This is a genomic window from Shewanella algae (genome assembly GCF_009183365.2).
GTDB classification, from domain to species: Bacteria; Pseudomonadota; Gammaproteobacteria; order Enterobacterales; family Shewanellaceae; genus Shewanella; species Shewanella algae.
In genome coordinates, this window is the sequence record NZ_CP068230.1 from 2,951,178 (window position 1) to 2,977,164 (window position 25,987).

Here is a 25,987-nt window from a genome sequence, read left to right on the forward strand (position 1 = left end):
CTTCAGCCATAGCGTCTATTCGCTATGGCTGAGTGCCCGTCTGGGTATAGCCTGCCGTTACCATTTCCCCTCTCAGGCCTTTAACAGCAGACTTTTTCAACCAACTGTTTCCCTTCCTTTTCAACAGTGTGTTTACCCTTATCCCGATATTTCGGCCATCACTTTTACCGCCAAGCGTGCTGAAATCCAGGCTAAATCAGGCTTGCAACCGATTTTACACTCATGGTATTTGCCAGAATGCCCCCAAGGCCATTAAGCTTAGCGGCAACAAAAATAAAACAAGCATGGAAAATGTTCGATAGCTGGCGAAAGAAAAAGTCTGATGACGCGGTCATTTCTGACATGCTGAATAAACAAAGACGTTACGATAGCCTGGTCCGGGCGCTGCATACCGATATTTACCGCTACGCCTTCTGGCTTTGCGGCGACCGTCATGTGGCCGAAGATATCACCCAGGAAACTTTTCTCCGGGCTTGGCGCTCGCTGGATTCCTTGAAAGATGACAAAGCGGCCAAGGCTTGGTTAATCACTATTTTACGGCGGGAAAATGCCCGCCGCTTTGAGCGTAAACAGTTTGATTATGCCGATATCGGCGAAGAGCATTGGCAAGATCCCGGTTCCCAGAGCCAGGAAGATCATGCCGAACACTATCTGCTCAGGCGTCAAATCGCCCAATTGGAACCCGAGTATCGGGAGCCTTTGTTATTACAGCTGATAGCCGGATTCAGTGGCGATGAAATTGCCCAATTGCTGGATCTAAACCGAAATACTGTCATGACCCGCTTGTTTCGGGCCAGAAATCAGTTAAAAGAAGCACTGGAACACTCCAAGGTCAGAGGTCAATCCAATGGATGAGCTGAAGTTTCGCCGCCAGGCCTATGGCGACCCCAATAATCAGGATCCCGAGTTTCTCGAGGCCCTCAGCCAGAGCGAGGACAATCAGGCGTTTGTCGCCGAACTCAAGGCTCTCGATGGCAAAATAAGTCAGGCGCTCAGAATTCCTGTGGCCGAAGATCTGAGCGAAAAACTGCTGCTGAAACAGCAGCTGGCCGTGCATCACGCCCAACGCAAACGCACCGGCTGGATGCTGGCGATGGCGGCCTCCGTCGCTTTTGTTGCCGGAGTCAGTTTCAGTCTCTGGCGCCAGGGGCCGGTGGATTTAGGACAACACGCCCTCGCCCATGTCCGCCATGAAACCATCGCCATGACCAGTGATGCCGATATCTCTTATCAGGCGGTCAATGCCAAGCTCGCATCGCTCAAGGGGTTGGGCAGTGCCAGATTCAACAGCCAACCGGGACGGGTGTTTTACAGCACCTTCTGCGATTTTCAGGGAATTGAGAGTATTCACCTGGTATTGGCCGGTGAACAAGGCAAGGTAACAGTGTTTATTGTGCCCCCTGAGCACAGGGTGATGCTGGCCGAGGCCTTTGCTGACAGCGAATACCGGGGAGAGGCGATAAAAACCGACTCAGCTTACCTGGTGTTGGTAGCCGAATATCCTCAAGACCTGGACGCTGTTAAAGAAGAAATAAAACAGAGCTTTATCTAAGGTATTGCGGTTCTTTGCTTGCCAAAGCTCCCGGCGAACACTCGCCGGGACTGGTCAGATCTGCCTCACATAACCTGTCAACATTGGGCGCTTTGGCAAACTTTTGCTAGTATCCGCGCCAAACAACAACACAAAAGTGTAAACCAGCATGCATATTGAAACCCCGGTAATGATAACTTTTCTGGGCTATTTAGCTCTGATGATGGGGATAGGTCTTTGGGCCTACAAGGCGACCGATTCGGTCGATGACTATATTCTCGGCGGTCGCAAGATGGGCCCGGCCGTGACCGCTCTCAGTGTCGGCGCCTCTGACATGTCCGGTTGGCTGCTGCTGGGTTTGCCCGGCGCCGTCTATCTCGGCGGTCTGGGCGAAGCCTGGATGGGAATAGGTCTGTTACTGGGCGCCTGGCTTAACTGGCTTTTGGTGGCCAAACGCCTGCGGATCTATACCCAGATGGCTGACAATGCTCTCACGCTGCCGGACTTTTTTGAGAAGCGTTTCAACGACGAGGGTGGCCTCCTGAAACTGGTTTCCGCCGTCACCATATTACTGTTTTTCACCTTCTACGCCTCCTCCGGCATGGTGGGCGGCGCGGTGCTGTTCAGCAATGTCTTTGGCCTCGAGTACCTGACGGCGCTGCTGATAGGTTCCGCGGTGATAGTGGCCTATACCTTTGTCGGCGGTTTTTTTGCCGTCAGCTGGACAGACTTCTTCCAGGGTTGCTTGATGTTGATAGCCCTGTTGATAGTCCCGGTCAGCATGTTTACCCATCCAGAGAGTCACAAGAGCCTGGATGCCCTGGACCCGGCTATGCTGTCGTTATGGAGCGATAAGCTGACCCTGATAGGCCTGCTGTCGGCTCTGGCCTGGGGGCTGGGGTACTTTGGACAGCCCCATATTCTGTCGCGCTTTATGGCGATTAACAGTGTCAAGGATCTGCCGGTTTCGCGCCGCATCGCCATGAGCTGGATGTTTGTCTCCCTGATCGGCGCCCTGGCGACTGGCATTGCCGGCGCGCTCTATTTTGCCGACGAGCCGCTCAAGAATCCGGAAACTGTGTTTATCCATCTGACTCAAGTCGCCTTTAACCCCTGGATTGGTGGTCTGCTTATCGCCGCTATCTTGTCGGCCATCATGAGCACCATAGACTCGCAACTGCTGGTGTGTTCCAGCGTGATCACCGAAGATTTCTACCGTAAGTGGCTCAGGCCCGAGGCTTCAAGCAAGGAGCTGATGTTGGTCGGTCGTATCGGCGTGTTGGCCATTGCCATTATCTCAGTGGTTGTTGCCCTGGATCGGGAAGCAAGCGTACTGGGTCTGGTGAGCTATGCCTGGGCCGGTTTCGGTGCCGCCTTCGGCCCTGTAGTGATCCTGTCGCTGTTTTGGCGTGGCTACAGCCGCAACGGCGCCATTGCCACCATCCTAGTTGGCGGCTTGACAGTAATCATCTGGAAGCAATTGGAAAGCGGTATCTTCGCCCTCTATGAAATATTGCCTGGATTCATTCTGGCCACCCTGGCCGGGGTTGTAGTGAGCCGTTTGTCGCCGCCATCCGAGGCTACACAGACACAATTCAGTCGCTTCGAACAGAGCCTCTAAGCTCGTAAATTCAGCTTTCAATTGCCCGCCCTGGCGTTTGGCGTACACTTGTACGCCAAACGCACCGCCAGTTTGTAATTTATTGTTTCACCCGATTTTACAGCTTAGCAACACACGGACTTGTCATCTTCAACCAGCCACTATTCAGCTATTGCTGCTTTTCCGGCTCGGCCTGCATTTTGAAGTTCATCGCACGTTCGCAGCACATTCGCAGAAATTAACCAAAATATTACAAAACTTCACATCTGGTCGGAGTTGTTGGCGCTATGGGGCGTCCATAAGATGCACTGGACGAATAAGCGGGTGTCTGTGGGGTATTAGAGACTGACAGCCAACCTGCAAACATAAAAGAGAAGATAATAATGAAGTATTTCAACAAGACTCTTATCGCGGTTTCAGTAGCGCTGGTCAGTGGCCAGACCCTGGCAGCCGGTTTCCAGCTCAACAGCCAATCAGCCACAGGTATCGGCCGCGCCTTTGCCGGTGATGCCGTGATTGCAGACAACGCATCCGTGTTATCCCGTAACCCGGCCGCCATGGCACTGTTTGACAAAGCCGCTATATCGGTTGGTGTCACCACTGTTGACGTCCAGGTAGATATCAAAGACGTTAACTTCATGGGCGGCCAGGTGGATCTGGGTGGGATTGATGATGCCGGCAGCGTCAAATGGATCCCCAACATCTATTACATCCAGCCTTTGAATGATAAATGGGCTGTGGGCTTTGCTGCCTTTTCCAACTTCGGTACCGGCACAGACAGCGCCTCATTGGTCAATAGCAAAACAGTGGCGGCTCCCTATGATCTAATAGGTAATACCGAAGTAACCACCATCAACTTCAACACCAGTGTGTCTTACCGCATCAATGACATGCTGAGTTTGGGTGTCGGACTGGATTTGGTTTATGGCGAAGGCAACCTGGATCGCTATTACAATCAAATGCCATTGGTCGATGTGGATGCCGATGGTTGGGGTATTGGCGGTATTGTTGGTGCCACACTTGAGCTGAATGAGAACAACCGTTTTGGTCTGAGTTACCGTTACAGCCCCAATGTCGATGTGAGTGGCCATATTGCGACACTGACACCTTTGCCTGGCCAAACAAACAGTTTTGCTTCAACCCTGTTTGACGAGTTGGAAGTGCCTTTGGCAGACATATTCCAGTTGGCCGGTTTCCACCAGTTAACCGAAAACTTTGCTGTCCATTACACGGCTCAATACACCCGTTGGGGCAACTTCGATCAAATTACAGCCAAAGATGGTGTCAGCAGCATTTATGGTACAGGTACAGTGATTGCCAACAATGTCAATGCCCCTCTGAAGCAGTATCAGTGGAAAAACTCCTGGCTGATGAGTGTGGGCGGAACCTACGACATTAACGAACAATTCACTGTTCGCGCCGGTTACATGTTCGACAATGGTGTGGTTGATGAAATCAGTTCAATCTCTATCCCTGATTCTGACCGTCAATGGTTCACTGCTGGCTTGAGCTACCACATCAACCAGCATCAAACCATCGACTTCGGTATGGCCTTTGTTAAAGGTGAAGAAGTGGAACTGGTAGAAAACAGTGCAGTAGTTGGTCCGGTTAACGCCATTACCAAATCAGAAGCTATGTACTACTCAGTGCAGTACAGCTATCAATTCTGAGCCAAGGCTCCAACGAGTTTAAGCTGACAAGGCCGCCCTTCGGGGCGGCTTTTTTGTTGATTAACAGCAAGTTGTTCAGGCAACATTCAAGCTTACAGATGCATTCTCGCCAAGGCTTGGTTATCTTATGGAAGGTGTAAATTGCGCTGCATCGGCTGGCTTACTGGGCCGGATATAAGGCGTACTTCGTACCTTCCCTATGTCACAAAAGGATTTCGAAATGAGTAAAAATTATTCTCTGGCGGCCCTGTTGCTTGGGGGTTTTATTTGCGCCGGTTTACTGCTGCTTGGCACCAGTATTGGAAACAGCCTGCTGGCAATGAAAGGTATGGAGCGAACCGTGGCGGTCAAAGGTCTGGCTGAACGCGAGGTCAAGGCCAACGTCGCCATCTGGCCGATTCGCTTCAATGAGGTGGATAACGATCTCAACACCTTGTATCAGACGGTGCAACAAAAAACAGATAAAGTGACGGCCTTTCTTGAACAGCAAGGTTTCAACAAGGATGAAATCTCTGTCTCTCTGCCTTCCATAGAAGACAGGCAAGCCCAGGGTTATGTCGATCCCAATGTTAAGTATCGCTACGCAGCCCGGGTAACAGTTTCGCTTTATACTCACCAGGTGGATCTGCTGCTTGAGAGCCGTAACAAGCTGCTGGCCCTGGCCAAAGAAGGCATAGCCATCGCCAGTCAGGACTATGACAGTCGCACCGAATTCCTGTTTACCGAACTCAACAGTATCAAGCCGGCCATGGTGCAGGAGGCTACTCAAAATGCCCGTGAAGTGGCCGAGAAGTTTGCCAAAGATTCAGACTCGGTACTTGGGAAGATCAAACAAGCCAGCCAGGGCACCTTCACCATTTCCGATCGCGACAGTAATACGCCTTACATCAAGAAGGTGCGAATCGTCTCTACCCTCACCTACTATCTCAACGACTGAACTTTTGAAGCGCAAACCTGAAACGGATTTTTCAATATAAGCAGGTGGCCAAGGCCGCCTGTTTTCGTATCTGTATTCTGGCTGTGTATATTCTGGCCTGGGTATTCAAGGTTTAGTCAGTTACTCAAGCCACCTCTTATTTAATCTTATTTTTCTAATAATAGTTGCAGGCGACCACCTTATTCATTAGAATTTTCTCATAGATGTTTTTTTGAGAACAGTTCCATGCCCAGAATAACGCCAGTATTGACCCTGTTACTGCCCGCGCTGCTGCTCATTCAACCCGTTAAGGCAGCCGAGCCGGCCACAGTGACTGTCCGCCAGACAGAGCACTCCCAATTGCTGACCCTGGATGGCAGGCTCGAGGCGGTCAAGGCCGCAACCGTGTCGGCCCAGACCTCGGGACGGATCCTCAAGCTTTACTTTGATGTCAACGACCGAGTCCCCGCCGGGGCGGCGCTGCTTGAGATCACCAGTGAAGAGCAAGGCGCGTCCCTGGCGGCGGCCGAGGCGGAATACGCCAGAGCCAGAGCCTTGGATACCGAAGCGCAGCTGACGCTCAAGCGCTATCAGGAACTGTTTCCCAAGGGCGCGATTTCCCGCGGCCAAATGGATCAGGCCATAGCCAATGCCAAGTCAGCCTCCCAAGCGGCCAGCGCCGCCAAAGCGAGGATCATTCAGGCAAAGGAATCACTGAAATACACAGTCGTCAGCGCGCCATATGCTGGCATAGTCACGGCCAGGCATGTGGAAGAGGGAGAAACAGTCGCTCCCGGTCAACCGCTCCTGTCCGGTTTTGCCGACGATGAGATGCGGGTGGTGATGCAGCTGCCGCAGCGTTTTCTTCAGGCCGCCAAAGCCACAGAAAAGATGACGGTTATCCTAGCCGATGGCCGCAGTTTTGACGTCACTACCCCCAAGGTCTTTGGTTTCAGTGATGAGCAGAGCCGCGCCTTTCAGGTGAGACTGCCACTACCGGCCAACACAGGCGATCTATTGCCCGGCAGTTTCGTTAAGGTGCGCTTTGCCATAGAAAAGCGCCAGGAGATAGTACTGCCCAAAGAAGCACTTTACAGCGTCAATGAGCTGTCGGCCGTCTACCTCAAGCGCGGCGACAACTTTGTCCTGCAACAGGTACGTCTGGGTGATGTGCGTGACGATGGCGTGACCATACTGGCAGGACTCGAAGCCGGAGACATAGTGGCCGCCAACGCCTATCAGTTGCTGCTCGAGCAGCGCAAGGCCAAGTAAGGGGAACTCATGGCTAATCACAGCGAAAATAACACCGGCATCTCCGGCCGCATTGCTGCCAGTTTCCAGCTCAGTGCCATTACGCCACTTCTGGCCCTGCTGGGCTTGTTGCTGGGGATGTTTGCCATTCTGGTCACTCCCAAGGAGGAAGAACCTCAGATAGATGTGACCTTTGCCGATGTATTTATCCCCTTCCCCGGTGCCACACCGACCGAAGTCGAGCAGTTGGTTACCCTGCCGGCAGAAGAGGTGATCTCGCAGATAAAAGGCATAGATACCCTCTACTCCTTCTCGCAGCCCGATGGCGCGATGATCATCGTCATCTTTGAGGTGGGCGTGCCCCGTAACGAGGCGATAGTCAAACTCTACAACCAAATCTATTCCAACCTGGACAAGCTGCCCAGAGCCGCGGGAGTGGGCGATCCCTTGATAAAACCCATGGGCATAGACGATGTGCCCATTGTCAGCCTGACTCTCTGGTCTGAGGATCCCAATGTCTCGGCTCAGCAACTGACTCATGTGGCCCATGGGCTCGAAACCGAACTCAAGCGCATTCCCGGCACCCGAGATGTCGAGTCCATGGGATCCCATGAGTTGGTGCTCAATGTGCGCATCAATCCGGCCAAAATGAGTTTTTATGGTGTCAGCTTCGATGCCATCAACCGGGCGCTGGGCGCCAACAATGCGGTCTCCATGCCTGTGTCTCTGGTGCAGGATAACCAGGAGATCAAGGTGCAGACCGGCCAGTTCCTGCGTTCGCTGGAGGATGTGCAGCAACTGGTGGTCGCGGTGCACAATGACAGCCAAGGCAAGGCCGCCCCAGTCTTCCTCAGTGATATTGCCGATATCAGCCTCAAGGCCGATGTGCCTCTCTATGGCGCCTGGCATCAAAACGGTCACAGCTCCGAAGCAGAAGCTAAAGGCGTCTTCCCGGCAGTGACCATAGCCATAGGCAAACAACCGGGTGAAAACGCCGTGGATGTGGCCGATGCTATCCTTGCCAAGGTGGAAAAGAGCCGTAACCTGCTTATTCCGGACAATGTCAATGTCACTGTGTCACGCAACTATGGCGTAACGGCGGCAGATAAGTCCAACACTCTGATCTTCAAGTTGATCTTTGCTACCGCCGCTGTGGTTATCCTGGTGGTGTTCACCATGGGAATGCGCGAGGCACTGGTGGTGGGAGTGGCGATTGTCATTACCCTGGCGATTACCCTTTTCGCCTCCTGGGCCTGGGGCTTTACCCTCAACCGGGTATCCCTGTTTGCGCTGATCTTCTCCATAGGTATTTTGGTGGACGATGCCATCGTCGTGGTGGAAAACATCCACCGTCATATGGCCATGGGCAAACGCAGCCTGAGTGAGCTCATTCCCGCCGCCGTGGATGAAGTGGGTGGCCCCACGATTCTGGCGACCTTTACCGTTATTGCGGCATTGCTGCCGATGGCCTTTGTCTCGGGGCTGATGGGCCCCTATATGAGCCCTATTCCCATCAACGCCAGCATGGGCATGTTGATCTCCCTGGCGGTGGCCTTTGTGGTCACCCCCTGGCTCAGCCACAAACTGCTCAGACACAAGGGTGGCGAGGGGCACAGCGACAATGCCAGCCCTGTGATGCTCAGGCTGTTTACCCGGCTTATCAAGCCATTCCTCGAGAGCCGCAAGGCCCGACTAGGCATGGCCGCCGGCGTGTTTGTGCTGATTGGCATGGCCGTGGCCCTGCCCGTCGGCCAGTTGGTGGTGCTCAAGATGTTGCCCTTCGACAACAAGAGCGAATTCCAGGTGATGGTGGATATGCCGGAAGGCACGCCGGTGGAGCAGACGGAAAAAGTCCTCAAGGCCTTATCCGATTATCTGGTGACTGTACCCGAAGTGCAGCATCTGCAGCTCTATGCCGGCACCCATGCCCCGATCAACTTCAACGGCCTGGTCAGGCATTACTTTGTTCGCAACAGTCAGGAGCTTGGCGATATTCAGGTCAATCTCAGTGACAAGAAACACAGGGACAGAGACAGCCACAGCATAGCCCTGGCGGTGCGCGGCCCGCTGCAGCAAATCGCCCAGGGCTTCAACGCCAATGTCAAAGTAGTGGAAGTGCCCCCCGGCCCACCTGTGTGGTCGCCGATTGTGGCCGAGGTCTATGGCCCCAGCCAAGATATTCGCCAGCAGGCGGCCAGAGAGCTGCAGTCCCTGTTCCAGGCGACCGAGGATGTGGTGGATATCGATATCTTCCTGCCGGCGGCACAACAGAAATGGCAGGTACTTATCGACCGCAGCAAGGCCAGTCTGCTGGGCGTGCCCTACGCCAACATAGTGGATCTGGTGGCCACTGCTGTCGGCGGCAAGGATATCAATGTGCTGCATAAGCCGATGCAGAAACGCCCTGTGCCCATTCGCCTGGAACTGCCGGAGGCCGACAAACTGGATTTGACTTCAGTGCTTAACCTGCGCCTCGACAGCCTCCATGGCGGCACTGTGCCCGTGGCCGAATTGGTGACAATCCGCAAGGGGCAGATAGACGCACCCATCATTCACAAGAATATGATCCCGATGATCATGGTGATTGCCGACATGGCCGGGCCGCTCGACAGCCCACTGTACGGCATGTTTGAAATGGCGGCGGATATCGACTCAGAAGGTGGCCTTGGCTTCAAACAGCATTATTTCAGCCAACCCGATGGTCTGGATACGATCAGCGTACTCTGGGATGGCGAGTGGAAGATCACCTATGAAACCTTCCGTGATATGGGCCTGGCCTATGGGGTCGGCATGATTGCCATTTATCTCCTGGTGGTGGCCCACTTCCGTTCCTATCTGGTACCGCTGATCATTATGGCGCCTATCCCCCTGACCATTATCGGGGTCATGCCGGGACACGCCTTGCTCGGCGCCCAGTTCACCGCCACCTCCATGATAGGCATGATAGCGCTGGCGGGGATCATAGTGCGTAACTCCATACTCCTGGTGGACTTTATCAACCAGGAAACCGCTGCCGGAGTGCCATTTGAACAGGCGGTCATTCACTCGGGCGCCGTGCGGGCCAAACCTATTATGCTCACCGCCCTGGCAGCCATGATTGGCGCCATGTTTATTCTGGATGACCCGATCTTCAACGGTCTGGCCATCAGTCTTATCTTCGGGATCCTGATCTCCACCCTGCTGACGCTGGTGGTGATCCCGGTACTTTACTATGCCCTGATGCGCAAGCGCATCGACTCAGTGATCAACCAGGCCCAGGCGGCCAAAGGAGCTTAAAATGTCTGTAGAACGTGCCACTATGGCCTTTGCCGGATTTATGGTGATGTTGTCATTACTGTTAACCGCCACTGTCCATCACAATTTTGTATGGCTAACTCTGTTTGTTGGCGCTAACCTGTTTCAGAGTGCTTTTACCGGCTTTTGTCCTGCCAGCATGCTGATGCGTAAATTCGGTATGAAAACGGAGGCTGAACAGGCCAAGGCCCACTGAATAAGGAATGCAAGTGAAGATAATAACCCGTACCCAGCGCCAATTCCTGTGGCTGACCACTCTGCTGTTTGCTGTACTGCTGAGCCTCAGCGCTCGCGCCGAGCAGATGGTTCCCGAGGTGGCACTGACCAAGGTCGCCCAGGGCGCCATGCTGGTGGATGTCAGAACCCCGGAGGAATATGCAGAGGGACATCTGCCAGAGGCGGTTAATATCCCCTTTGAACAGATAGCCGAAGCCTTTGCCAAACAGGGCATTGCCAAAGACACCCCGGTAGTTGTTTACTGCCGTAGCGGTCGCCGCTCAGGTATTGCCAAAGAGTCGCTGGAAAAAGCCGGTTATCAGGAAGTCTACAATGGTGGCGGCTATGATAGCCTCAAGGCCAGCGCCGGCAACTAGCTGACCAGATAACCATTAAGTACTGCGCCACTCATGCAACCGGGCCCACTCAAGTGGGCCTTTTTACGAAATAAGCAGCACAAAGAATTAACAATAAACCAAAAAACCAAGATGACGTGCAAGTGTCAAATCTGCACACTCAGTCAAAAAGTTGCCTTTACCCCATACTAAAGTCTCCTTTTCGCAACGATTATTCTTCAGAATAATTACTTATGCAAAATTAGAATAAGAAACATCATTAAAGTTATAAATCAATCAATTATATCTTTCACGTATCTCAGGGCTCAATCAAACCTCACATAGAGTCTTATTCAAACCCGGCAAAATTTCATGCACCCGCCACTGATACATTTAGTAACAGCAAACACTTAAAATGAATTTTTATTCACAAAAAGTGAAATACAACCAAGCCGAAATAGAACGCCATGCTGTTAACATTTGTTTTACATGACTTTTTCATAGCGGTAGATTGCAAATGGGTCATTTCAGTGAATGCTGAAGTGCCCGAGGACAATAAACCAAGATCTGTTACACGGAAGACAAGTATGAAAAAAATAACAAATAAACAGCTGGCCCTGAGTCTGTCCATGCTGGCCCTGGCAGTCTCTGCCGGTGTTCATGGCGCACCTTTCAAGCCTCAAACCAATGATCTGTCACAGCAGTCGCCCCTGCCCAAGCGCTATATCGTTAAGTTCAAGGACAACAACGGCCTGCAAACCATGAGTGGCCAAAGCGAACTGAATCAGGTATTCGGCCAGCACAGAGCGCTTAACGGCGTTAAGGCTCGCGAAATGAAGCGCATTGGTCGCAGCCACAGCTACAGCGTCAAGTTGGATAACCCCGGGCTCAAGGCGCTGCGTGCCCGCACCGATGTGGAGTATGTCGAAGAAGATATGCCCCGCCGCTTGTTGAGTGAAACCACGCCTTGGGGTCAAACCTATGTCGGCGCGACTCAGTTGGCCGATAACCTCAGCGGTAATCGCACCATATGTATCATAGACTCCGGCTATGATCGTGCTCACCAGGATCTCAGTGGCAACAATGTCACAGGTACCAACAACTCGGGCACCGGAAACTGGTTCGAGCCGGGCAATAACAATGCCCACGGAACTCACGTTGCCGGCACCATAGCCGCCATCGCCAACAATGAAGGCGTGGTTGGGGTGATGCCGAATCAGAACGCCAATATCCATGTGATCAAGGTATTCAACGAGTCAGGTTGGGGTTACTCCTCTTCACTGGTATCCGCCGTGGATACCTGTGTCGACAATGGCGCCAATGTGGTCACCATGAGCCTGGGTGGCTCAGGATCCAGCACCACTGAGCGCAATGCCATGACCAACCACTTTAACAATGGCGTGCTATTGATTGCTGCGGCCGGTAACGATGGCAACAACACCCATAGCTACCCGGCTTCCTATGATGCGGTAATGTCGGTGGCCTCGGTCGACAGCAACAAAGACCATTCGGCCTTCTCCCAGTACACCAATCAGGTCGAAATCTCCGGCCCGGGTGAAGCAATCCTCTCAACCGTGACTCGCGGCGAAGGACGTCTGGCTGATATTGTCATTGCCGGTCAGTCGCTGTTTGCCGAAGGGGTGGTGCCTCACAACCGCTTTGTACCATCGGGAAGCAACTATGTGCCCTCGCCCATCAGCGCCAGTGCCAGCGGCGAACTGGCCGAGTGTGACACCAGCGGCGGCAACTACAACTGCGGCAACATGACAGGCAAAGTCTGTTTGGTGCAGCGTTTGGAAAACCAAGGTGCCGGTTATCCCGAGATCAATGCGGTTCGCGCCTGTAACAACGCCGGTGCGGCAGCGACTATTGTCTACTCCAACAGCGATCTGCCCGGACTGCAAAACCCCTTTCTGGTGGACTCAAACACTGAATTGACCAAGGCTTCTGTGTCTGTAGACCGTGAAACCGGTCTGGCGCTGCGTAACCAAATCGGTCAGCAGGCCAGCGTATCCAACACCACTGGCGAAGACTATGAGTACTACAACGGTACTTCCATGGCGACGCCACACGTATCCGGCGTCGCAACTCTGGTATGGAGCTATCACACTGAGTGTAGTGCCGCCCAGGTGCGTCAGGCGCTGAAAGCCACCGCCGAAGATCTGGATGTCCCCGGTCGTGACGATCGCACCGGCTATGGTCTGGTCAATGCCGTGGCTGCCAAGGAATATCTGGATGCCTCCTGTAATGGCCCGAGCGATCCCGGCACACCAAGCGATGGTCAGTTGGAAAACGGTGTGGCAATCAACAACCTTAGTGGTGCCAAAGACGATGAACTGCACTTCTTCCTCGATGTGCCTGCCGGCGCTTCCAACCTCAGCTTCAACCTGAGTGGCGGCACAGGTGATGCCGACCTTTACATGCAGTACGGCGCGGCTCCAACCACCAGCAGCTTTGATTGTCGCCCCTGGAAAGGCGGCAACACTGAAAGCTGTTCGGTCAACAGCCCTCAAGCCGGTACTTACTATGTGATGGTTCGCGGTTACAGCAGCTTCGGCGGTGCCAGCCTGGTGGCTAGCTACACAGGCTCAAGCAGCACCAATCCAGGTGGCGGCGCAGCGAGCTACACCAATGGTGATAATGCCAATATTCCCGACAACAACAGCACAGGCATTACCAGCCCCATCAGCGTCAGCCGCAGCGGTGATTCGGGTGTGGTCACTGTAGATGTCAGCATAGTGCACCCTTACATTGGCGATCTGCAGGTTGAACTGCACAGCCCCAATGGCCAGATTGCCGTGCTGCACGACAACACAGGCAAAGGCACCGACAATATCAACCAGAGCTATTCGGTCGATATGACAGGTGTCGAGTCCAGTGGTACCTGGTTGCTCAAGGCCGTCGACTCGGGTCGCCGTGACGTAGGCTACATCGACAGCTGGTCACTGCACTTTAAATAATCTCTCTTTCAAGGGGCCGCTACGGCCCCTTTTTCCTCTCTCGATGCTTTCCCCTTGGCTGAAGAGCTGCCGGACTGTTTGACGCGACTTTTTCAACCTTTTTGCAAGGCATTTGAAAAGCTTCTCGGTTATACTGGCGCCGCTTTTATAACACCAGCTACCAAGGCCCATTCATGACAGCTTCCAATTCCCCTCAAGCCAACAAAGATCCCCTGCACGGCTTGACCCTCAAGGCGATACTCACAGAGATGGTGGAGCAGTACGGCTTTGATGGCCTGGCACAAAGGATAAAAGTGCGCTGCTTCAGCCATGATCCCAGCATTAAATCGAGCCTGACCTTTTTGCGAAAGACCCAATGGGCCAGGGAAAAACTGGAACGTCTCTATCTGACCAGTAAGGGCTTGCCCATTCCGCCTCACCTTCTGGGCAGTTCAACCCCGGCAACACGGGAAAAACCAACCAAACAAACCTGTGCCGACAAGCCTCAAACCAATGCCCATATCTGGGGTAAAAAGAGCGACTAGGCAGATACTGATACAGCACGCAACCCGCTATATTTTTAACCAACTTTGCCTCAAAGCTGCTAAAGTTCTTCCCCTTGCAGCCGATAAGTCGTTGTCGACTATCAGCACGAACAGATGCCGCCAGGGAGTTTAATGATGAACATTGCAGGCTTAGGTCAAATCGCCACTCAGGGAACCGGTCCCCGCAACCTGAGTGAAGTCACTGTGGCTGACAAAGACGCAGCCAAGGAAAGTGCTGCCACAAGTTCGGACAGCCAGGATAAAGTGAATATCTCTTCTGCCGGTCGCAAGGCGCTGGCGGATGATATAGGTGGTCAGCTGTATAGGAACAATTCGGAGCAAACCTCAGAAGCGCAGAAAGCCGCCGAGGAAGATACCTCGGATATGTCTGAAATTGACAAGAAGATTAAAGAGCTGCAGGACAAGCTCAAAGAGTTGCAGCAGCAGCTACAGCAACTGAATGGTGATGATTCTGAAGCGGCCGAGATAGAGCGTAAGTTGCTGCAGGATCAGATTGCCGCCGTCAGTGGTCAGTTGGTCGCCCTGCTCAACGAGAAAGCCCGCCAGGACAAGAACGCCGCCACTGAGGGCTGATGCGGCTCAGATGGGCATGCTGAACACCAGGCGCCAGATCTCCAGCCCGTCACCACTACGGTAACTGATCCCCAATCTGTCTATGCCAAGCACTGGCTTGGCAAGGGCCAGGGTGGCGCCCAACTCAATACTGCCGGACACCAAGGTATCCTGGTTGAGATCGCCGGCAAACTGTAACTGGTCAAAATACCAATAACCCAAAGCAAACACCCTGGGCTGCATCTGTAACCCCTGCCAGGACCAGTGATAAGGCAAACCGATATCCACTCCGGTTTGCAATACGGAAAAGCTCTGGCTGATGCTGAACGCCCGTTCACTGTAGGCGGCAAATTTCAGTCGGGTCACCCACAGAGAATCTGCCTGCCACAGCTCAAAATGACGCAAGCCACTGATGCCGGCTGCCATGATGGCGACATTACCGCCTTGGTCAAAATTACTGCCAAAACCGAGATCGCCATAGGCCTCCATGCGCCAGTTATCATCCAGGCGCCAACGCTTTTCAAAGCCTGGTGTCACTGTCAGAGTACCGACACTGGAAGGCAACTCAAACTCACCGGCATCTTCGAGGCTATAGTTGAAAAAGCCCACCGAGATAGGCAGGCGTAACAAGAACTCCGAGTCCTCACTCTGCTCCAGCGTAAAGTCCAGCGGTAAGCTGATGACGGTAGCATCCTGTTCGGACGCGCGATAGACCCCGCTGCCCAGATAGCTGCCAAAAGCATAGTGGGAGTTGTCCGGCGGCCGGGCGTGGCCGGGGGACTCTTGGGCAAGGATTGGGGCTGCAAGCAGCAAAAGCCCCAGGGAAGACACACTCAATAAACCAACTTGGGTTGATGCTTTCCCCGGTGACTTCATCTTTGCCGACTCAGTCCTGATGACCTTCGGTGAAATGATACTCAGACATCATATGGCCAAGCTCAGTAGACTTGGTCTTGAGGTAGGCTTCGTTGTAACGGTTTTTGCCCACCTGCAGCGGCACCCGCTCGACAACTTCCATGCCGACATCTTTCATCGCCTGCACCTTGCGCGGATTATTGGTCATCAACCTAACCTTGTGAACGCCAATTTTTTCCAGCATGGGCGCAATCATATCGTACTTGCGCATATCGGCCGGAAAGCCCAGACGCTCGTTGGCTTCCACTGTATTGGCGCCATCGTCCTGCAACTCGTAGGCTCGAATTTTGTTCAACAGCCCTATGCCACGACCTTCCTGACGCAGGTAGAGAATAAAGCCCTGACCGGCTTCGGCGACATTTTGCATCGCGGTCTGCAGTTGAAAGCCGCAGTCGCAGCGCAGGCTGAACAGGGCATCTCCGGTGAGACATTCCGAATGGATCCGTCCCAGCATGGGTTTATCGGCTTGGAGCTCACCAAAAGTCAGCGCCACGTGCTCTTTACCGGTTTCGGTATCCTCGAAACCATGCATGGCAAACACCCCCCAAGGGGTTGGCAATTTGGCGGTGGCGATAAATTTAATAGACATGAATTAACCTTAACGACTGCTCTCATTCCCTGAGACGGTTAACATCCCTCAAAATCAAGATAATAGTGAAGCGTGCTCAGTACTCAGGCCGGTCATTTTATGCGTTTTTACCACCGACCGGAATACCCAAGTAAATTCATTGGTTATTATCTGCTGTCACGGCGGCAGTTAAAATGCCTTGGGTGCAAACCCGGTAACGGCAGTAATACCCATTTCTCTGCCCAGCGCTGTCATGGGATGCACAACGACCAAACCCCGGACAGACTTCTTGAGTTTGCCCATGTCGGCCTGTTCGGCTTTGGTGAGTTCGCGGCTAAAAGGCAGATCGCGAATAGACTGTCCCTGCTTGCCAAGCTGCCGACTCTGCTGGCCCTTGATGGCTGCAATCCGCTTGTTGACGGCGGCGATTTCCCGCTGAAACTGGGCAATGATAGGACCATCGCCACGTTGCTCTGCGGCGGCCAATTTACGGCGATACTGATCCAGCTTATCGTTGAGCTGTTGCAGCTCCTGCTTCAAATTCATTCTGTTACCTTACAAAATCCCGGCACCCTGAGAATGGACGGCCTGGTTGCCGTAAATGTGCCGGACAGAAGTATAACAGCAACTCAAGCCCAGGTGACGGGGTTTTTTAGCAGGGAAAAGCAATTGTGTTAACCAGTTTTCACTTTTGTACTTACTGAGGGTCGTTGAGCAGATGTATCACCTGGTTGGCCGAACCACGAAACTTCAGCGACGGATCCGCTTGCTCCTGCACGAATTTGCCATCCACCAACACATGAATAAGCCCGAGCAATTCCCGCTGCGCCGGACTGAGTTCATCGAGACGATAACCAGTCCAGAGCCAGACATCCTTTCCAGGGCATTCGTCCCGCACCCGCAGCAGTAAGGCCTTGATGGCGTCAAGATTGCCCGGAAACAGTGGGTCACCACCTGAAAGTGACAAGCCCCTTCTCGGGATCCGGCTGTCATTGAGATCGGCAATGATCCTGTCAGACATCGCCTGGTCGAAAGGATGCCCGGAGCGGGGATCCCAGGTTGACTGGTTATAACAACCCCGGCACTGATGTTCACAACCGGAGACAAACAGGGTTACCCGGGTGCCCGGTCCATTGACCACATCCACGGGGTAATACTGATGATAGTTCATAGCTATATCCACAAGGCGCCCCGAGGGGCGCCTATAAAACAGTTTGTCGTTAAAGGTGCTTAACCCGACGTTTGACCTCTTCCTGCTTGCCATGGTTGAAGGGTCTGGCATCCGGGCTGCCGAGATAACCGCAAACCCTGCGGGTCACAGACACCCGACTGGGCTCATGGTTGCCACACTTGGGGCAGGTAAAGCCCTTGCTGGTACAGATAAACTCACCGGTAAAACCACAGTCGTAACACTCATCTATTGGTGTGTTGGTTCCATAGTAAGGCACCCGGCTGTAGCTGTAGTCCCAGACATTCTCCAGCGCTTCTAGGTTGTGCTGCATATTCGGGTATTCGCCGTAGCAGATGAAACCACCATTGGCGAGCTCGGGATACGGCTGTTCGAAGTCGAGTTTGTCGTAAGGATTCACCTTCTTCTCCACATCCAGGTGGAAGCTGTTGGTGTAATAGCCCTTGTCGGTAACACCATCAACCAGGCCAAAGCTCTTGGCATCCAGCTTGGCAAAACGGCTGCACAGGCTCTCGCTCGGTGTACTGTAGAGGCTGAAACCATAACCGGTTTCCTCTTTCCAGCGCACTGTAGCCGCCTTGAGGTGAGCCACTATGGCAACTGCTTTCTGCCTCAATGTTTCATCGTCAAACACATGGGTGTCTGTACCATAGAGAGCATTGATTGTCTCATGCAGGCCTATATAGCCCAGAGAGATGGAAGCTCGGCCGTTTTTGAAGATTTCGGCAATGTTATCATCACCGCGCAGGCGCACTCCGCAAGCCCCTTCCATATAGAGAATGGGCGCCACTCTGGCCTTGACGTTGGCCAGACGTTCGATGCGGGTATCCAGCGCCTTGCGGGCCATCTCCAGCCTTTGATCCAAAATGCGATAAAACTCGGCTTCATCACCCTTGGCTTCCAGCGCCACCCTCGGCAAGTTCAGGCTGACTACGCCTAGGTTGTTGCGACCTTCATGCAGCAGCTCGCCGTTTTCCTCATAGGTGCCAAGGAAACTGCGACAACCCATAGGAGTCTTGAATGAGCCAGTAACCTTGACCACCTGCTCATAGTTGAGAATATCCGGATACATGCGGATGCTGGCACACTCGAGCGCCAACTGCTTGATGTCGTAGTTGCAGTCGCCGGCCTTATGGTTGATACCATCACGAATGGCAAACACCAACTTGGGGAAAACCGCTGTCTTGCGGTTCTTGCCAAGGCCTTCCATGCGGATCCGCAAAATAGACTCTTGGATCAGCCTCGACTCCCAGCTGGTACCCAAACCGAAACCGAAGGTAACAAAAGGCGTCTGACCATTGGCGGTATGCAGGGTATTGACCTCATATTCCAGCGACTGGAAGGCGTCGTGACACTCTTTCTTGGTCTGCTCTGTGGCAAACGCCTTGGCATCGGTAATCCCCCACTTGAGCGCCGTTTGATAATGCTTGTCGTAGCTCTTGGCCACAAAAGGGGCCAACACTTCATCTATGCGGTTGATTGTGGTGCCGCCATAAATATGGCTGGCGACCTGGGCGATGATCTGCGCGGTAACTGCGGTCGCAGTCGAGATGGATTTTGGTGTCTCAATCTCGGCATTGCCCATCTTAAACCCTTGGGTCAACATGCCACCGAGATCGATCAGCATACAGTTGAACATAGGGAAGAAAGGCGAATAGTCGAGATCGTGATAGTGGATCTCACCGGCCTCATGGGCGGCAACCACATCCTTGGGCAGGATATGATGTTTGGCATAGTGTTTGGCGACAATACCGGCCAGGAGATCCCTCTGGGTGGGGATCACCTTGGAGTCTTTATTGGCATTTTCGTTGAGCAGGGTCGCGTTGCTCTGCTCGACCAGGCCGCGGATCTCCAGATTCAGTCGGCTGCTGGATTCACGGCAGATATCTCTGTCGTGACGATATTCGATGTAGCTACGGGCCACTTGCTTGTACGGCCCTTCCATCAACAGGTTTTCGACCCTGTCCTGCAACTCCTGGATATTGACCTCAGCCTTGTCGGTTACCGCCTGGGTGACCAGCGCTGCGACTGTGGCCGCATAGTCCACATCTTCTATACCGCAGTGGCTAGAGGCTGCCAGCACCGCATCCCTTATCCTTGTTTCGTCGAACTGAGTACGGCACCCGTCCCGCTTAATCACTACCGGCATTTCTCTAATCTCCATGTTGTTTATTTAACACCATATATAGTGGTGTTTTATTAACCAAGCACAATATGTAGAGAATTAAGCGACAAATCGCTCTTCAATACCATGATCTGGATCATGGTATTGAAGAGGATGAACAACACTATGGGATTAGTGCCAACGAGCACAACTTGTGGAGATTTTTCCCTTGACCGAGACCCAAACGGCCGCTAGTCAGTACCTCTTTGCCAAGGCCAGATAACTATTGATTTGCCCACTGCCCTGCTGCTGGCTGCCTATGGCTGCTGCGGTGCGCATCAGAGCGCTGACACCACTGAGCCGGGATAACAGTTGAGGATCTTGCTGTGCGGAATCGGCCTTGGCCGCTAGCTTGTTGCTGTTGTTCTCTGCGCTCTCGGCAGTTTGGTTTTCTCCCTTGAGCACGGCGTCCAACTGAGCTGCCACCTTGTTGGCCGCCAAAGAGCTCGATGGGGTATACATCATCCCCATATTGCCCATCAGGCTGTCCGCCCCCTTGAGTGCGTTGAGCAAAGGGCTTTGACTGGCCTGTTGTCTGAGCAAACCAATCTGGCCTTGAATAAACTCCTTGAGGCTAGCGTTATCCTTGGTATCAACTCCCATCAGGCCGCTGCCCTGCAATCTGGCCATCTGGCTTTCAGACAACAGCCCTTCGTCGCCTAGGCGCGCCAGCAGCTTGGGTAAATCGGCACTGCTGAACTGGCCTGAGCCGAAAAATTCCTTGGCCAACTCCTGCACCCGCGCGGCTCTTTTACCATCGTTGGAGAGGGATATGCTGTCCTGCCCTATGTTTGCCGAGGCAGAGCCCCGGCTCTTGCTGTCATTGACAGTTTCAGTGTCGACAACCGAAAGGCCGCTGCCGCTGGTAAGACGATTGTTGACGCCATAGGCATCGACCCCGGACAATCTGGGATCCACAGAGGAATGGATAGGCTGCATGTCAGTTTTCCGTCATATCGACGCCCAAGCGGTTGTTTTTAAGACAAGATTGTCAGAAAAATTGTCAAAAAATCGCCCTTGAAGCGCCTTGATGCTGATGATGTGCTGACTATGCAGGAAGTGTGCCCATACCAAGCACTAACAAAAAAGCGCCTGTTTCAGAGACGACCCAACGCCGCATCAATCAGATGCGAGGCCTGCTGCACCGCCTTCTCACCGGCGGCAATGGCTTCACTGGCACGGTGAAACTCCATGGTGCCTATGTCAGACACCTTTGGCACGATACAGATATCCGGTGGATCCCCCATCAAGCGCGCGCGCTTGTGGCGCTGCTCCAGAATATCCATCGACTGTGACATCACAGCCAACATGCCGGGTTCGGCCTTATTGCCGAGGGAGAACTTGTCGGTCAGGCCGGAAATATAATCCTTGCCCTTGGCCAACAGATCCATAAAACCGTTCTCGGAGGAATGCTCCACCACTTTGTTCTGTAATGAGTGCTCTTCACTATTGAGTGCCACCGGCAGTACCTGCAACTGTTCGCGCCTGTGACCATGCAGATCGACACCTATCACCAAACTGGCACCCATGGCTCTGGCCACAGACACGGGAATGGGATTCACCACTGCGCCATCCACCAACCAACGATGGCCCTGACGCACCGGCGACATGATCCCCGGCATGGAGCAGGAAGCCCTGACGGCCTGACGCAAGTCGCCCTGACGAAACCAGATCTCCTGCCCTGAGTAGAGGTCGGTCGACACCGCTGTAAAGGGATATTTGAGCTCTTCAATCAAGAGATCGCCGATGCGGTCCTGAATGGCATTGAACACCTTGTCACCACTGATGAGCCCGCCCCGGCCCCAGCTGATATCCATCAATCCCAACACGTCCCAACTGGAAAAACTACGCACCCAGTCTTCCAGCTCTTCGAGACGCTCATTGGCATAGGCAGCACCGACCAGGGCACCTATGGATGAACCAGCCACCTTGGCCGGATGCACCCCCATGGCTGCCAGACCTTTGAGTACTCCTATGTGGGCCCATCCTTTGGCGGCGCCACTTCCCAGGGCGATGCCGATACAAGGGTTATGACTCTGCGCCATCCTCTCTCCTTAAAAACTCCAAGCTATGCCATTCAGCCAAAGCAGCATACACCCGAAGCCTAAGCGGCTCCAGATTTTATCCGGCAGGCTTTCAGGCATGAGCTTGCGACCTTTTTAAGCAAAAGTCGCCGCTGTTTCGACACTCCTTCGACTAAATACATGCCCAGCGCCACAAAAGCCGTTATAATATGCGGTCGTTTTTATTGAGGAGTTAACCTTTGCATTTTTCCGATTTTTCGCTGGATCAGCGTCTGCTGCAAACCCTTAAGCATATGGGTATCGACGAGCCTACCGAAATTCAGCGTGAAGCGATTCCCGTAGCGCTGGCCGGGAAAGACCTGATGGCCTCATCCAAGACGGGCTCGGGAAAGACCTTGGCCTTTTTGCTGCCGGCAATGCAAAGGGTGATCTCCACCAAGGCGCTCAGCAAGCGCGATCCCAGGGTATTGATACTCCTGCCGACCCGTGAGCTGGCCAACCAGGTTTACGCCCAGCTGCGTCTGTTGGTTGCCAATACCCAATATCGAGCCATCAGTGTGCTTGGCGGGGAAAACTTCAACGATCAGGCCAAGGCGCTGGCGCGGGATCCACACTTTATCGTCGCCACCCCGGGACGGATTGCCGACCACCTGTCACAACGCCATCTGTATCTGGAAGGGCTGGAACTGCTTATTCTTGACGAAGCCGACCGCATGCTGGATCTCGGCTTTGCCCCGCAACTCAAGGCAATCAACGACGCTGCCAACCATAGACGGCGTCAAACACTGATGTTCTCGGCCACTCTGGAACATGAAGAGGTCAATGACATCGCCACCACCTTGCTCAATGATCCACTGCACGTAGCCATTGGCGCCGCCAATGCCGAGCATCAGGACATACACCAGCGTATTTTCCTCTGTGACCATCTGGATCATAAAGAGGCGCTGCTGACTGAGCTGCTAAAGCGCGAGCAACAGCGCCAGGTGATCATCTTCACCGCCACCCGCCAGGATACCGACAGATTAGCCGAGAAGCTCAAGCAAGAAGGCTACAGCGCCGTGGCGCTCAGTGGTGAACTGCGCCAAAGCGCCCGCAACCAGATAATGGATCAGTTCAGCCGTGGCCAGCAGCAAATTCTGGTGACAACCGACGTCGCCTCCCGCGGTCTGGATCTGGTGAATGTGTCCTTGGTGGTCAACTTCGACATGCCCAAATTCGCCGAAGAATATGTCCACCGTATCGGCCGTACCGGCCGCGCCGGTGCCAAGGGCGACGCCCTGTCTCTGGTGGGTCCCAAGGACTGGTTCAACTTCAAGAAGCTGCAGAACTTTCTCGGTCGCCGCTTCGAGCTCAGTACCCTTGAGGGGCTAGAACCCAAATTCAGTGGCCTTGCCGATCCCAAGCGCCAGAGCAGCAAACCCAAGAACGCCAAGGCCAGCAAGCCCAAGGGCCGCAGCAAGACAGCGGCTAAACCGGGCAAGGCCAAGTCCGGCAGAGACAAACGCTTTATTACCGGGGTGGATGTGGGCGATGCCCCTATGAGGCGTAAACCCGCTCCAGTAGATAACGGCGATGAAAGCGGCTCCGAGTCATAAGATTAACATTAGCCGCCGGTGCGGCATGATGAACCACAAGGAATACCATGAAAGTTTGTGCTGTTGAATTAAAAGGCGGCGAAGCCGTCATCTGTTTGCTGAGCGCCCAGGGTGACGTATTCAACGTCCCCGATTGCCGCCGTCACTCATTTACCTTGAGCAATCCTGCCAGCCAGGAAGCGATTAGGGAGTTCCAATTCGCCTTCAATAAGCTGATGGAAGACTATCAGGTCGAACATGTAGTGATTATCGAGCGCGAATACAAGGGGAAGCTGGCCGGCAGCTCTGCCAGTTTCAAGTTCGAGGCAGCCATTCAACTGGGTAAGTTGCCGGTAACAATGCTGACACCTCAAAGCATTAAAGAGCAGCTGAAACGCAATCCACCGCAAGTGGACTTCAGCGGCCTGGAGCTGAAAAAGTTCCAGCAAAACGCCTTTGACGCCGCGTACGCCTTCCAGCAGATGCGGATCTACAAGAAGGTCTGAGCTCTTGAGCGGTTTTGATTATCTGGCCCACTACAGCGACGAGATAAAGCAGCAGGTTCAGCAGCTCAGCCAAGCGGGTAAGCTGGGAGAATACCTGCGAAAACGCCATCCTGAGTTGCATCAGATCCGCAGTGATAAAGCGCTTTGGGACTATACCCAGGCGCTGAAGCAAACTTATCTGCGTCAATCAAACCCGCTTGCCAAAGTGTGTTTCGACGACAAGATCAGCCTCAGCCATCAGGCGCTGGGGCTGCATACCTACGCCGCCCGTAAGCAAGGGCACAAACTCAAGACCAAGAATGAAATCCGTATCTCCTCTCGCCTGAAACGGGCACCCGAAGCCTTTTTGCGGATGTTGGTGGTGCATGAGCTGGCGCACTTGAGGGAGAAAGAACACAACAAGGCCTTCTACAAACTGTGCACCTATATGGAGCCTGACTACCATCAGTTGGAGTTTGAGCTCAGGATCTACCTCAGCTTGCTGGATGCCAACCAAGATCCCTACCCAATGTAAATGTTAGAGCTGCATTCAAAAGCCACTTGGTTATAAAAGTGCGGCTCCTGGGCTTCCTGTAATATATCCAGTTACTATCCAGCCGTTATTCGCAGCGGTTTCCGCCAAGACCTACCCTCAAAAGACCCAAGCGTTATAAACTCAACCGCATATTGACTGATAATAGTTTTCATTTAAAATCAGCTTTAGTTTTTGGTATCTGCTTGTCAAACAGCCTTTCCAAAAGTTATCGTCAGTGCCCTTCTGACAGCTTCTTTTGACCGGCCTTGGCACAGATGAAGATACCGGCAAGATGTGGAGTGGTTTATGCCCAAGATAAGCAAGCATGTTTCCAAGATATGCCATAAACAGGCCAATAAAGCGCTGAAAAAGACGCTGCCCGCGCTTGGCAAATCCAGCCGCAAACGCCTTGGCAAAGACTTGATTAGCGCATTAGAGCAGCAACTGCCCACAAAACTCTCCCGGCAAAAGAAACTCAAGAAGCCACAAAAGAAACTGCTCAAGGCGGAACTAAAAAACCGTGCCGGCAGTTGGATTGCCGCCAATCAACCTTCTCTTGGGCAGCTTCACAGCCTAAAACCCCAGACCGGCAGCATGAGCTTTGCGCTGCGGCCCTTTAAGAAATCCCCCTGTGGCGGCTGCCCGGCACTCAAGGGCAAACTGTGCCGCTGCGCCCTTAAGTATCAGCAGCGGCTACAGCAGGCAGGCTAACGCCCGCCTTCAGCCTCAAGAACAGTCCCGGCCTGCAGGGTTCACTGTCAGTCGTCACTGATCAGATCGTCAAAACGTTTGTAGCCATGCAGGGAATCAAAGTCTTTCTCCTCCTTGGCCGCCTCACTGAGTGAGGCACTGAAACCCACAGCCAATTCCAGATCGGAAATCGCCTGCTCTTCCGAGCCCATGCGGGTAAAGGCGCAGGCCCGCTGATAAAGTGCATTGGCGTTCTTGGGATCCACTTCCAACACCCGGTTACAGATGCTCAAGGCCCAATGATACTCGCCCATTTCCATGGCGGCATCGGCCTTGTAGGTTAAGGCCTCGAGATCGCCCGGACGTATTTTGAGGATATCGTTGTAGATCTCGATTCGCTGCTCCGGTGTCTGCGAATGTTGAGCGCGGATCCACAGGTTGTGGATCTCGTTGATCCGTTCAATTTCCTTGTTGTTTTCAGTAATGATCCGGCTCTTGCGTTTCAGCTCACGTTCCATTTCCTGAAACTTTTTCTCATACTGGGCAGCAATCGCCTCCAGCTTCTCGTTGGCCATCTCCTGGGTCTTGTCGCGAATATCCTTGAGTGACTGCCAACCTACCAGAGCAATCAGTGACACCGCGGCAGCGATAAGATAGAAGAAGTAGGTCACAGTCACATTGGCATAGTTCATCGACTTGTCGGCCACCGCCAACTCTCGGTCGGTAATATCGACCGTGACCCGTTTTTCCAGCGACTGCATGTCTTGCCGTATCGACTTGAGCTCATCGAGCACATAGCGCTCCATCAAGGGCTTGTCGTAAATACTCTGCTCAGAATAGGGTTTTGGGGGCTCTTCGGCCGCCGTAACCGGCAACGCCAGGCTCATTAACACTAATACCAGTGCATGCCATAACTTCATTTTTCCTCCTGTTGCACTCAGGTTTTCTCCACACCCTAACAAATGGGCCTGGA

General features: G+C 53.4%; 24 protein-coding genes. 16 read left to right on the forward strand and 8 right to left on the reverse strand.

The window, feature by feature from the left end; all coding sequences use genetic code 11:
• The first annotated feature begins 291 nt into the window (after positions 1-291).
• The 12 genes from E1N14_RS13235 to E1N14_RS13290 all read left to right on the forward strand — a co-directional run bounded on the left by E1N14_RS13235 (position 292) and on the right by E1N14_RS13290 (position 14,891).
• Positions 292-855 carry a sigma-70 family RNA polymerase sigma factor gene (locus E1N14_RS13235; protein ID WP_025011133.1) on the forward strand — a complete coding sequence of 188 codons (564 nt, stop codon included), beginning with the start codon at positions 292-294 and terminating at the stop codon, positions 853-855.
• A complete protein-coding gene (locus tag E1N14_RS13240; protein WP_025011134.1) occupies positions 848-1,552 on the forward strand; it encodes a DUF3379 domain-containing protein in 705 nt (234 codons plus the stop codon). Before E1N14_RS13235 ends, E1N14_RS13240 begins: the two co-directional genes overlap by 8 nt.
• Positions 1,553-1,700: 148 nt before the next feature.
• Positions 1,701-3,152, forward strand: a complete 1,452-nt coding sequence (gene putP, locus E1N14_RS13245) for a sodium/proline symporter PutP (protein WP_044734719.1) — start codon at positions 1,701-1,703, stop codon at positions 3,150-3,152.
• A gap of 362 nt (positions 3,153-3,514) precedes the next feature.
• The gene (locus E1N14_RS13250; protein ID WP_025011135.1) at positions 3,515-4,801 is read left to right on the forward strand and encodes an OmpP1/FadL family transporter; all 1,287 of its coding nucleotides are present in this window, start codon (positions 3,515-3,517) and stop codon (positions 4,799-4,801) included.
• Between the two features lie 220 nt (positions 4,802-5,021).
• The gene (locus E1N14_RS13255) at positions 5,022-5,738 is read left to right on the forward strand and encodes an SIMPL domain-containing protein (RefSeq protein WP_028780787.1); all 717 of its coding nucleotides are present in this window, start codon (positions 5,022-5,024) and stop codon (positions 5,736-5,738) included.
• A gap of 225 nt (positions 5,739-5,963) precedes the next feature.
• Positions 5,964-6,989: an efflux RND transporter periplasmic adaptor subunit gene (locus E1N14_RS13260; protein WP_025011136.1), complete on the forward strand. Its 1,026-nt coding sequence runs from the start codon at positions 5,964-5,966 to the stop codon at positions 6,987-6,989.
• A 9-nt stretch (positions 6,990-6,998) separates the two neighbouring features.
• Entirely contained in the window at positions 6,999-10,244 is a 3,246-nt protein-coding gene (locus E1N14_RS13265) for an efflux RND transporter permease subunit (RefSeq protein WP_062793380.1), read from the forward strand.
• A gap of 1 nt (position 10,245) precedes the next feature.
• Positions 10,246-10,458, forward strand: coding sequence for a YgaP family membrane protein (locus E1N14_RS13270; protein ID WP_025011137.1), 213 nt, complete (start codon positions 10,246-10,248; stop codon positions 10,456-10,458).
• Between the two features lie 76 nt (positions 10,459-10,534).
• On the forward strand, positions 10,535-10,855 hold the full coding sequence (locus E1N14_RS13275) for a rhodanese-like domain-containing protein (RefSeq protein ID WP_231473597.1): 321 nt from the start codon (positions 10,535-10,537) through the stop codon (positions 10,853-10,855).
• 545 nt (positions 10,856-11,400) lie between these two features.
• Complete coding sequence (locus E1N14_RS13280) at positions 11,401-13,773, forward strand: S8 family serine peptidase (RefSeq protein WP_025011139.1); 2,373 nt, start codon at positions 11,401-11,403, stop codon at positions 13,771-13,773.
• 173 nt (positions 13,774-13,946) lie between these two features.
• Positions 13,947-14,297, forward strand: a complete 351-nt coding sequence (locus E1N14_RS13285) for a VF530 family protein (protein WP_025011140.1) — start codon at positions 13,947-13,949, stop codon at positions 14,295-14,297.
• A 132-nt stretch (positions 14,298-14,429) separates the two neighbouring features.
• Positions 14,430-14,891 (forward strand): hypothetical protein, encoded by a 462-nt coding sequence (locus tag E1N14_RS13290; protein WP_025887169.1) that lies wholly within the window; start codon positions 14,430-14,432, stop codon positions 14,889-14,891.
• A 6-nt stretch (positions 14,892-14,897) separates the two neighbouring features.
• On the opposite strand, the gene E1N14_RS13295 is transcribed toward E1N14_RS13290, so the two are convergent.
• From E1N14_RS13295 to rssA, 7 genes are all read right to left on the reverse strand, one after another.
• Complete coding sequence (locus E1N14_RS13295; protein WP_025011142.1) at positions 14,898-15,746, reverse strand: hypothetical protein; 849 nt, start codon at positions 15,744-15,746, stop codon at positions 14,898-14,900.
• A gap of 10 nt (positions 15,747-15,756) precedes the next feature.
• Positions 15,757-16,374: a GTP cyclohydrolase II gene (gene ribA, locus E1N14_RS13300; protein ID WP_025011143.1), complete on the reverse strand. Its 618-nt coding sequence runs from the start codon at positions 16,372-16,374 to the stop codon at positions 15,757-15,759.
• A 168-nt stretch (positions 16,375-16,542) separates the two neighbouring features.
• Positions 16,543-16,899 (reverse strand): YibL family ribosome-associated protein, encoded by a 357-nt coding sequence (locus E1N14_RS13305; protein ID WP_025011144.1) that lies wholly within the window; start codon positions 16,897-16,899, stop codon positions 16,543-16,545.
• 151 nt (positions 16,900-17,050) lie between these two features.
• Complete coding sequence (gene nrdG, locus E1N14_RS13310) at positions 17,051-17,524, reverse strand: anaerobic ribonucleoside-triphosphate reductase-activating protein (RefSeq protein WP_025011145.1); 474 nt, start codon at positions 17,522-17,524, stop codon at positions 17,051-17,053.
• Between the two features lie 49 nt (positions 17,525-17,573).
• Positions 17,574-19,691, reverse strand: coding sequence for an anaerobic ribonucleoside-triphosphate reductase (nrdD, locus tag E1N14_RS13315; RefSeq protein WP_044734729.1), 2,118 nt, complete (start codon positions 19,689-19,691; stop codon positions 17,574-17,576).
• Positions 19,692-19,901: 210 nt separating this feature from the next.
• Complete coding sequence (locus E1N14_RS13320) at positions 19,902-20,645, reverse strand: hypothetical protein (protein WP_062793378.1); 744 nt, start codon at positions 20,643-20,645, stop codon at positions 19,902-19,904.
• 158 nt (positions 20,646-20,803) lie between these two features.
• Complete coding sequence (gene rssA / locus E1N14_RS13325) at positions 20,804-21,751, reverse strand: patatin-like phospholipase RssA (RefSeq protein ID WP_062793377.1); 948 nt, start codon at positions 21,749-21,751, stop codon at positions 20,804-20,806.
• 218 nt (positions 21,752-21,969) lie between these two features.
• Between rssA and E1N14_RS13330 the strand changes: the two genes are divergently transcribed.
• The 4 genes from E1N14_RS13330 (at position 21,970) to E1N14_RS13345 (ending at position 25,035) form a co-directional block, all read left to right on the forward strand.
• Positions 21,970-23,325, forward strand: coding sequence for a DEAD/DEAH box helicase (locus E1N14_RS13330; protein ID WP_062793376.1), 1,356 nt, complete (start codon positions 21,970-21,972; stop codon positions 23,323-23,325).
• A gap of 47 nt (positions 23,326-23,372) precedes the next feature.
• A complete protein-coding gene (locus E1N14_RS13335; protein ID WP_025011148.1) occupies positions 23,373-23,810 on the forward strand; it encodes a DUF3010 family protein in 438 nt (145 codons plus the stop codon).
• Positions 23,811-23,814: 4 nt separating this feature from the next.
• Positions 23,815-24,324 carry a M48 metallopeptidase family protein gene (locus tag E1N14_RS13340; RefSeq protein ID WP_028780777.1) on the forward strand — a complete coding sequence of 170 codons (510 nt, stop codon included), beginning with the start codon at positions 23,815-23,817 and terminating at the stop codon, positions 24,322-24,324.
• 306 nt (positions 24,325-24,630) lie between these two features.
• A complete protein-coding gene (locus E1N14_RS13345; protein WP_025011149.1) occupies positions 24,631-25,035 on the forward strand; it encodes a hypothetical protein in 405 nt (134 codons plus the stop codon).
• Between the two features lie 47 nt (positions 25,036-25,082).
• On the opposite strand, the gene E1N14_RS13350 is transcribed toward E1N14_RS13345, so the two are convergent.
• Positions 25,083-25,934, reverse strand: a complete 852-nt coding sequence (locus E1N14_RS13350; RefSeq protein ID WP_025011150.1) for a TPR end-of-group domain-containing protein — start codon at positions 25,932-25,934, stop codon at positions 25,083-25,085.
• Between the last annotated feature and the right edge of the window lie 53 nt (positions 25,935-25,987).

What these genes read in the sequence shown, in the direction of transcription:
- E1N14_RS13235 (WP_025011133.1), top strand. Translation starts at nt 292, where the DNA reads ATGTTCGATAGCTGGCGAAAGAAAAAGTCTGATGACGCGGTCATTTCT.
- E1N14_RS13240 (WP_025011134.1), top strand. Translation starts at nt 848, where the DNA reads ATGGATGAGCTGAAGTTTCGCCGCCAGGCCTATGGCGACCCCAATAAT.
- putP (WP_044734719.1), top strand. Translation starts at nt 1,701, where the DNA reads ATGCATATTGAAACCCCGGTAATGATAACTTTTCTGGGCTATTTAGCT.
- E1N14_RS13250 (WP_025011135.1), top strand. Translation starts at nt 3,515, where the DNA reads ATGAAGTATTTCAACAAGACTCTTATCGCGGTTTCAGTAGCGCTGGTC.
- E1N14_RS13255 (WP_028780787.1), top strand. Translation starts at nt 5,022, where the DNA reads ATGAGTAAAAATTATTCTCTGGCGGCCCTGTTGCTTGGGGGTTTTATT.
- E1N14_RS13260 (WP_025011136.1), top strand. Translation starts at nt 5,964, where the DNA reads ATGCCCAGAATAACGCCAGTATTGACCCTGTTACTGCCCGCGCTGCTG.
- E1N14_RS13265 (WP_062793380.1), top strand. Translation starts at nt 6,999, where the DNA reads ATGGCTAATCACAGCGAAAATAACACCGGCATCTCCGGCCGCATTGCT.
- E1N14_RS13270 (WP_025011137.1), top strand. Translation starts at nt 10,246, where the DNA reads ATGTCTGTAGAACGTGCCACTATGGCCTTTGCCGGATTTATGGTGATG.
- E1N14_RS13280 (WP_025011139.1), top strand. Translation starts at nt 11,401, where the DNA reads ATGAAAAAAATAACAAATAAACAGCTGGCCCTGAGTCTGTCCATGCTG.
- E1N14_RS13285 (WP_025011140.1), top strand. Translation starts at nt 13,947, where the DNA reads ATGACAGCTTCCAATTCCCCTCAAGCCAACAAAGATCCCCTGCACGGC.
- E1N14_RS13290 (WP_025887169.1), top strand. Translation starts at nt 14,430, where the DNA reads ATGATGAACATTGCAGGCTTAGGTCAAATCGCCACTCAGGGAACCGGT.
- E1N14_RS13295 (WP_025011142.1), bottom strand. Translation starts at nt 15,746, where the DNA reads ATGAAGTCACCGGGGAAAGCATCAACCCAAGTTGGTTTATTGAGTGTG.
- ribA (WP_025011143.1), bottom strand. Translation starts at nt 16,374, where the DNA reads ATGTCTATTAAATTTATCGCCACCGCCAAATTGCCAACCCCTTGGGGG.
- E1N14_RS13305 (WP_025011144.1), bottom strand. Translation starts at nt 16,899, where the DNA reads ATGAATTTGAAGCAGGAGCTGCAACAGCTCAACGATAAGCTGGATCAG.
- nrdG (WP_025011145.1), bottom strand. Translation starts at nt 17,524, where the DNA reads ATGAACTATCATCAGTATTACCCCGTGGATGTGGTCAATGGACCGGGC.
- nrdD (WP_044734729.1), bottom strand. Translation starts at nt 19,691, where the DNA reads ATGCCGGTAGTGATTAAGCGGGACGGGTGCCGTACTCAGTTCGACGAA.
- E1N14_RS13320 (WP_062793378.1), bottom strand. Translation starts at nt 20,645, where the DNA reads ATGCAGCCTATCCATTCCTCTGTGGATCCCAGATTGTCCGGGGTCGAT.
- rssA (WP_062793377.1), bottom strand. Translation starts at nt 21,751, where the DNA reads ATGGCGCAGAGTCATAACCCTTGTATCGGCATCGCCCTGGGAAGTGGC.
- E1N14_RS13335 (WP_025011148.1), top strand. Translation starts at nt 23,373, where the DNA reads ATGAAAGTTTGTGCTGTTGAATTAAAAGGCGGCGAAGCCGTCATCTGT.
- E1N14_RS13345 (WP_025011149.1), top strand. Translation starts at nt 24,631, where the DNA reads ATGCCCAAGATAAGCAAGCATGTTTCCAAGATATGCCATAAACAGGCC.
- E1N14_RS13350 (WP_025011150.1), bottom strand. Translation starts at nt 25,934, where the DNA reads ATGAAGTTATGGCATGCACTGGTATTAGTGTTAATGAGCCTGGCGTTG.